Origin of the sequence: Deinococcus seoulensis, assembly GCF_014648115.1 — a bacterium.
GTDB classification, from domain to species: Bacteria; Deinococcota; Deinococci; order Deinococcales; family Deinococcaceae; genus Deinococcus; species Deinococcus seoulensis.
Window position 1 is genome coordinate 1 of sequence record NZ_BMQM01000059.1, and the last position, 8026, is coordinate 8026.

At 69.6% G+C, this 8026-nt stretch carries 5 protein-coding genes; 2 read left to right on the plus strand and 3 right to left on the minus strand.

Annotated elements, in window-relative coordinates; all coding sequences use genetic code 11:
- Positions 1 to 307: 307 nt before the first annotated feature.
- Complete coding sequence (locus IEY70_RS20305) at positions 308 to 1783, plus strand: RtcB family protein (protein WP_189066850.1); 1476 nt, start codon at positions 308 to 310, stop codon at positions 1781 to 1783.
- A gap of 659 nt (positions 1784 to 2442) precedes the next feature.
- Positions 2443 to 3225: an isocitrate lyase/PEP mutase family protein gene (locus tag IEY70_RS20310; RefSeq protein ID WP_189066851.1), complete on the plus strand. Its 783-nt coding sequence runs from the start codon at positions 2443 to 2445 to the stop codon at positions 3223 to 3225.
- Positions 3226 to 3240: 15 nt separating this feature from the next.
- Here IEY70_RS20310 and IEY70_RS20315 read toward each other — a convergent pair whose 3' ends face one another.
- From IEY70_RS20315 to IEY70_RS21190, 3 genes are all read right to left on the minus strand, one after another.
- Positions 3241 to 4146: an aminoglycoside phosphotransferase family protein gene (locus tag IEY70_RS20315; protein WP_189066852.1), complete on the minus strand. Its 906-nt coding sequence runs from the start codon at positions 4144 to 4146 to the stop codon at positions 3241 to 3243.
- Between the two features lie 322 nt (positions 4147 to 4468).
- The gene (locus tag IEY70_RS20320) at positions 4469 to 6256 is read right to left on the minus strand and encodes a WD40 repeat domain-containing protein (protein ID WP_189066853.1); all 1788 of its coding nucleotides are present in this window, start codon (positions 6254 to 6256) and stop codon (positions 4469 to 4471) included.
- Entirely contained in the window at positions 6229 to 7566 is a 1338-nt protein-coding gene (locus IEY70_RS21190) for a TerD family protein (protein ID WP_229778122.1), read from the minus strand. The genes IEY70_RS20320 and IEY70_RS21190 overlap by 28 nt, the downstream gene beginning before the upstream one ends.
- Between the last annotated feature and the right edge of the window lie 460 nt (positions 7567 to 8026).

Consider the following 8026-nt stretch of genomic DNA (forward strand, 5'->3'; position numbering starts at 1 on the left):
TGTGCGAGGCATAGTCACTTCGCATAAAGGCCCATGAGACCGGGGAATTTCAAGCCCCTGCCTCGTGGGCCTTCGTGCTGGTCGCTGTTCTCTCTCGCGTGGAAACTCTTGTTATAAAGCCGTTCAATCGGAGTCCGTATGAAGCCTGCTGTGAGAGAACTCGGTCATCTGGCGGATGCCTAGCCGCGCCTGGGCCGGTAGGGTGGATTCACCTGCCTGGACGGCTGCTGCGGCAGGTCGAGGTCGCGCCCTCCCCTGGAGCGACGCGCGACTTGACCCACGCCCCCGTTCACAGAAAGAGGTCTCCATGTACCACCCGAAGGTCACGCGCATCAGCGGCACCCGCCTGCGTGTCCAGCACCCGTCCGATGTTCCCGTCACCCTGTTCGCCCGTCCGGACGTTCCGCTCGAGGACCGCGCTGTCGACGAGTTGCTGCGCCTCCTCGACAGTCAGGGCGACCTGCCGTCACCCGCCCGGTTGCAGCGGGTCGCCCTGACCCCCGACTTTCACCGCGGCAGCGGGATTCCCGTGGGAACCGTCCTGCAGGCGGACGGGTTCCTGCTGCCCGGCGCCGTCGGTCACGACGTGGGCTGCGGCATGCGCCTGCATCTCACGTCCCTGCGGCGTGAGGACGTCGCACCACACCTGGACCGACTGGAGCGCCGCCTGCGGGCTCTGTTCTTCGAGGGAGGACGCCAGATCGCCATGACCGGGCGTCAACGACAGGCCCTGCTGCAAGGCGGCGTGAGCAGCCTGCTCGGGTTGCCCGGAACGGGTGGATTGTGGGACGGTCTGGCGCGGCAGGATCCGCAGCGTGAACAGGAGCGCTGCGATCACACGGCGCAGCTCCGGACACCCTGGCTGTCCCCACCTCAACTGGGCGCTCTGCGGGACTGGATCGGCGCGCCGGACGACCTGACGTACGACAGCCAGATCGGTTCGCTGGGCGGAGGCAACCACTTCGCGGAGGTGCAGGTCGTCCACCGGATCATCGATCCACGTGCGGCGCACCAGTGGGGCATCCGGGAAGGCCTGGTGACCGTGATGATCCACAGCGGTTCCCTCGGCGTCGGGCACTGGGCGGGTCAGCTCGCCGCGCGCACCGCGCGGGACGCCTGGCCGGCCGGCCTGCCCAGGCCGCGCTCCGGTGTATTCCCGGTCATGCAGGACGCGGCGCCAGACGCCCTGCGCGCCGTGCAGAGTGCCCTGCAGATGGCAGCGAACTTCGCGGCCGTCAACCGCCTGTGGCTCGGCCAGATGACACGCGCCGGACTCGAAGAGGCGTGCGGTGAAATGGACTTCCCGTTGCTGTACGACGCGGCCCACAACTTCATCTGGCCGGAGGACGGCCGCTGGATTCACCGTAAGGGCGCCGCCCCGGCGCGCGGGTTCGCGCAGATGCAGGACACGCCCTTCGCGTACACCGGGGAGCCGGTCCTGGTCCCAGGCTCCATGGGAGCCAGCAGCTTCATCCTGGCTGGCCGTGGGAACCCGGAAGCCCTCTGGAGCGCCAGTCATGGAGCGGGACGGCAACAGGCCCGCGGCGACGCCATGCGTGGCTCGCAGGCGGAATTCAGCGCGTTCCTGGAAGCATTCCGGGTGGTCACGCCGCTGGACTGGCGCCGGGCCCGGCCGGATATCCGGGAGCGGAAACGGACCGAACTGATGCAGGAAGCGCCGTTCGCCTACAAGGGCGTGGGCCCGGTGGTGGAGACCCTCCGGGAGGCCGGCCTGGCGGAACCGGTCGCGGAACTGCGCCCCCTGCTCACCGTCAAGGGGTAACGCGGGCCGCAGCACCGGGAGGCTCGGCAACGGAGCGCACAGCGCAGGCGTTGCCCGGGAAGCCAACGGATTGATCCAGTCGAGGTCCGTCCTGCCGGTATTTGAGGCCTGCATATCGATACCCGGCGCTGGCGGTTCGAGCGTCACGTCCCGCGTCGATCCCAGCGGCGCCGAGTCGTCGTCACGCCACCAGGCCGGTCCGGTCGTTCCTTGAGCGCCTCCGGGTGCAGGGTCAGCAGATCCCTGCACCCGGCATCCCTGGCGCAGGATTCGTCTCCGAGCTGCTGACGCTCCTGGTGTTCGCAGCGCTCGGGATCCGGCGCCGCTGCACAGCGACAGGGTGACGGCGTGAGGAGGCTCCCCGGTCTCTGTTCCGGCTGGCGCCGGACATGTGTCACCTGCCCGGCAGGGACGAACGTCAACCCGTTCTCAGGACAGTCGCCGCGACTGCAAGGCCCACGCTTCGGGCCGGGTTGCGAGGTGGAATGCGCGTCTACCTGCATCACCGTACTGTCCAGGAGCGGCGCCCCGTACGCGCGGTTTATCTACAAGATCAACGCAGTGTACTTAGAGCTGATCCCTGCTCTCCTCTCGACCGCGCCAGAACGCCCAAGGAACGCTGAGGACACGCTCCCGACCCGCCACCCTAAGCTGACGGGATGACCGACCTTGCCCAGAAGGCCCGCACGCTGCTCGACCTGCACGCCGCCCCCGAGATCCTGACGCTGGCCAACGTGTGGGACGTGGTGTCCGCGCAGGTAGTGGCCGCCGTACCCGGCGTGCGTGCCCTGGCGACCGCCAGTCACTCGATCGCCTCGACCTTCGGGTACAAGGACGGCGAGAACATCCCGCTGGACCTGCATCTGGACATGGTGCGGCGCATCGTGGAGGCGGTCGATCTGCCGGTGAGCATGGACTTCGAGGCCGGGTACGGCAACCCCGGCGACACGGCCCGCCGGGCCATCGAGGCGGGCGTGGTCGGCGGGAACCTCGAAGACCAGATGAAGCCGCTGGACGAGGCCGTGGCCGCCGTGAGGGCCGTGATGGACGCGGGCCGGGCGGCCGGGATCGACTTCGTGCTGAACGCCCGCACCGACGCCCTGGTGCGCGCCGAACCCGATGCTCCGCGCCAGCCGCTGCTGGACGAGGTCATCCGCCGGTGCCAGGCGTTCCTGGAGGCCGGCGCGCCCGTGGTGTTCGTGCCCCGGCTGGTGGCGCGCGAGGAGATCGAACAGGTGGTCGCGGCGCTGGGGCCGCAGAAGCTGACGCTGATCAGCGTGCCCGGCGCGAGCCTGCCCGCGAGCGAGTTGCAGGCGCTGGGCGTGGCGCGCGTCTCGACCGGCCCTTTCACCCAGCGGGTCGCCCTGACGGCGTTGCAGGACGCCGCTCAGGAACTGGTGTCGGGCGGCGTGCTGCCGGTCGACACGCGGGCGCTAAACTGATCCCCTGAACCGGGATCAGGAACCCGGATCGTCCAACACGGCCCGGATGGTCTGCCGGCAGATGGCGGCCAATTCTGGGTTCGTGTGCACGTAGTACGGCAGGGCGACCAGCGACACGCTCAGCGCCCAGCCGCGCCCGCGCGCCCACGTGGCGTCGTCCACGTTCAGCGCGGCGCGGAAACTCTGCCGGGACGGGGCATCCAGCAGGTTCCACGCGGGTTGCAGATCGACAGCCGGGTCGCCCAGTGTCAGGCCGCCCCAGTCGATCACGGCACTCAACCGCCCGCCGTGCGCCAGCAGATTGCCGGGTTTCAGGTCGCCGTGAATCCACACGGGGTCACCGGCCCAGGCGGGAACTGCGAGCGCAGCCTCCCACGCGGCCAGCACCGGCACGGGGTCGAGGAGGCCCACGCAGTCGGCGATGGCCCCACGGGTCCCCCGGTCCCGGTCATGCAGCGGGCCGTTGCGGGAGCCCTGCGGCGCGTCTTCCACCGGGGGCGGCACGCGGCGCAGCGCCGTGATGAATCCCGCCAGCTCCCGCGCCAGCTCATGCCCGTCCCGCACGGTGTCCAGGCCCGCGTCCACCCCCTCCAGCCAGCGGTACACCGCCCACGGGAACGGGTAACCCTCGCCGGGCACGCCCACGAACAGCGGTTCCGGCACGCGCAGCGGCAGGTGCGGCGCGAGGCGCGGCAGCCACGCCGCCTCCTTGTGCACGTCGTCCGCCGCCCAGCCGATCCGGGGCAGACGCACCACGAGCCCGTCCCCCAGCCGGAACATGGCGTTGTCCGTGCCTGCGTGGCGGATCCGGGTCAGGGACAGCCCCGCCCACGCTGGGCACTGCGCCGCGATCAGGCGCGACACCAGGGCCGCGTCCACGATCACCTCATCCTCGTGCATCCGGACTGGAACATCACTCATTACCCGCCACCGTACCCGCCCGCGCCCGGCCCACGCATGCGCCAGAGCGCGTATCGCCATGCCAGCCAGGCCTGCGCCGCCCTCACGCAGCAATCCGGGGGCCAGCAGCACGCTCCTTCATGCCACGCTCAACTGCTGTCTCGTAAGGACCGGGTCCGCCCGGAAGTCACCGGGAGGGAAGAGAGCAGAACGTCCCTGGCCTCGCCGCACGCTCACAGCGGTTTCCAGTTCCGCCCTGGCCCGACGGCACGCCCCAGGGTTTCATCTTCAACCGCTGGTGTGGACGGCTTCTCGCTCTGCTCCGCAGCTCCGCGAGTCCGTATCACTTCACCGTGAAGACCGTGATCGCGTCGTTCCCACCCAGCCCGGCGCCCACCGCGAGCTCCCGGCCGTCAGCGGACCAGGCGAGCGTGCGGGTCGAGTCGACGAACGGACCCGCCTTCGCCAGAACCGAAAGGGTCGCGGTATCCAGCAGCCAGACGTTGCGGCCCTGACTGATCACCGCGAGCTTCTTGCCGTCCGGACTGAACCGCATGTTCAGGTCCAATGCCATGCCGCTGCCTGGCAACGTGATGGACCGGGAGGGTCCGGTCGCTCCGGGCGGCAGGATGCTCAGCGTGTACTTCCCCTGCGTGAGGGAGATCACCGCGCGGCTCCCGCCCCGCCCCATGGCCAGCTGCAGGCCCTGGCCCGGCAGGTCCGCTACCGTCCGGAGTCGGCCGGTCCCCACCGTGTACTCGCTGAGCGTGCCGTCGTTCTGCAGCACGTTCAGGGTGCGGTCGTCGGCACTCAGGGCGCCGCCGACCAGGTAGGACGTCGACAGTTTGCTCAGGTCCGGGCTGATCGGGGCACGTCCCGGCAGAACGATCCGCAGGGCACGGCCACGCTCCAGGACAGCGCCCGCGCCTCCTTCGGTCACGTTCAGCCGGTCCCTGGACGGGTCGTCGTCCCGGAAGGTGGCGACGACCTTCGCCTGACCGCCCTGCAGCTGACTGACACTCCCGCTGGTCGAGAACCACAGCGCGCCGGACGTCGAGGTCAGGTCGCCCACGTTCCGGATGACCGGACTGACCGGGCGGCCCTGCTCGTCCACCAGGCGGTCGTCCACGCCGAGCGTCACGAACTGTCCGGCGTGGACGCCGAGCCAGTAGACCGAGGCGGCCGGCAGGGGCAGAAGCGACGACCCGTCGCCCGTGCCCACCCGAATCCCGGTGTAGGAGCCGGTGGCCAGGGTGCCCTGACTGCTGGTATCCGTGGACAGGACCGCTCCCCCGACCTTCGCGGGCGTCCTCTCGACCTTGCCGGTGGCCAGTTCAACCGCGTAGAAGGTGTCCTCGCCGAACATGAACAGCCCCTGATCCTGCACGAACGTGAACTGCTCGACGTCCCAGCTCTCCGGAATCCGGATCGTCCGGCCGCTCTGCAGGTGCTGCGCGGTGGTGTACTTGTCCCCGGTGAAGGCCAGCCACTCATGGTTCGCCGAGAAGCCGACCGACCCCACCCCGGGGGCGTTCAGCTTCTGCAGGACCTGACCGGCCGCGTCCGTGACGACGACGGTGTTCTCGCTCTTGAGCGCGACGCGTTGCCCGTCGCGTGACGTGACCACGCCGGTCAGGTCGTCTCCCAGGGGGTTGGGGAACGGCCGGCGCTCGCCGTTCTGTGGGTTCCAGAGGCTCAGGTTCTCGTCGGACTGGACGAGCAGAAGATCACCCTGCACGAACCCTGCGGTCAGGTACTCCCCGCGGATGCGCCGGGCCAACTCGCCGGTCCCGGCGTCCCACACGGTGACTTCCGTCCCGCTCCAGCCGTTCAGCGAGGCGACCCAGCGGCGTTGGGGGCTCATCCAGACGGCAGAGACCTCGTCGGACGCGCCGCGATAGACGCGAGAGACGGTCCCCCCGGTGTCCGTCACCACGACGCGGCTGTCGGCGCCGCTCAGGAGTTCCGTGTCTGACAGCCAGAGGACGGAGCGGGCGGTACCGCCGCTGACCGGGACGCTGCGCTGGGACGTGAAACCAACGGCCAGGGCGGTCGTCACGCTGGCGGCCAGGGTCAGCAGGGTCGGTCGCAGGAGACGGCGCTTCAGGGAGGAGCGGGATTCAGGAGACATCGGTCGCCACTGTAGCGAACTTCATACGGTGCCCGTGGACTTCCGGCGCGTGTGGTGGCGACGACCGGGCAGGCATCGGAGGTCAGGCCCACCCCGCCACGGGCCAGCCGGACCGGCCGTCCCCGTTCAGGTGAGCAGGTCGCGGCCCGGCTTGACCATCGCGCGGACCGTCGCCCCTTTCCCCGGCAGGCCCAGCGCCGTGAACACCCACCCGTCAGGCGTGCGGGACACGCGCGCCATGAACATCCCCGTGTGCGGCCCCCCTCGCCCAGGTCGTAGCGGGCGAGTTCCGAACCGCTGACGCTGTCCACCACCCGGCAGAACGCGTTGCGCACCTGCGAGAACGCCTGCCCCTGGAACGAATTGATGGTCAGCAGCAGGTGCGCCGCGTCCGGGCTGAGCTTCGTCAGGTCCACCGCGATACGCTCATCGTCCCCCTGCCCGTGACCGGTCAGGTTATCCCCGGAGTGCTGCACGGCGCCGCGCTGACCCGAGCGGCCCATGAACCAGACCCGGTCGATGTCACGGCCGGATGCGTCGTACACGATGCAGCTCGCGTCCAGGTCGACGTTGCGTCCGCCCCGGACCGGGTCCCAGCCGAGCCCCAGGAAGATGCGGGTCAGGGGCTCGCCTCCCTTCTTGACGAGACTGACACTCTGACCTTTCTGCAGGCTGACCTTCCCCCCGGACGTGGAGGCCAGCGGACCGGCCGGTGAGGACCCGGGCACTGGTGCCGGCGAGGTGGGCGCTGCGGCAGGCGCCGCGGGCAGGGGGGCCACTGGAGCCATCTCCGCCGGGTCCTCCTCGGCAACTTCACCGCCGAAGTGTTCCAGGAGTCGCCGCAGGCCACCGTCGAACCCCTGGGAGACCGCCGCGACCCGCCAGGTCCCGCCGGGACCGGGGGGATGCAGGTACAGGTCGGCGAGCATCACGGCGCGTTCGTTCACGAGACCGTCGCGGGCGTCGAACACGGCGCCCGGCAGTTCCACGGTCAGGGTGGGTGACTGCCCGACGGCGTGGTCGTCGTGCGTGGCGGTGAACACCAGTCGGGTGATGGTGGGGGGGAGGCGGGTCAGGTCGATCAGGAAGGTGGTCCGGTCGCCCTGCTGTGACCAGCGGACGGCGCCGTCCGGAGCGTCGGGTTGGTTGTAGAAGGTCATGAAGCGGTCGTCGGAGAGTTTGCCGTGCGCGTCGAGTCCGAAGGCGGCGATGTCCGTGCCGGGCAGACCGGCTTGGACGATCACCGCGAACTGGGTGCTGGGCGTGAAATCAGTGAGGGGTTTCTTCTGTCCGCGGGAAAGGGTGAGCATGGGGAGGCCTCCAGAGGAAGAGGGTGAGCAGGGGGCGGATCAGCCTGATGAGGTGGGAAGGCGCAGTGCCAGTGATGGTTCTACCAGGGACGGCCCGGCAGCAGGAGCACGCCCGCCCGCTGCGGACCAAGCCGTACGGGGCTGATGATCCTCAACGCGAGTCGGTTCGTGCGGCCCGGTGATGATGCACGGTGCAGGGCCACGTCCAACGCGGAATCAAAGGGCCGGAAAGCAAGAGGGCACTGCAGCCGGTCGAAAAAAGCCTGTTCCAAACGAGAACTTCCGCGACGTGCGGATCTGTCCGCGCTGTGTGATCGACCTGCTGCTGATCAAGGACCCGCACGGGGAACGGCCATGGCCGGAGATGCTGCGGCGCTGTATTGCCGGGGCTTCGCCCTAGAGCATTTGTCATAATAAGGCTATGAAACGAGTCGGCGCACGCGGATACGGGCTAGACCTG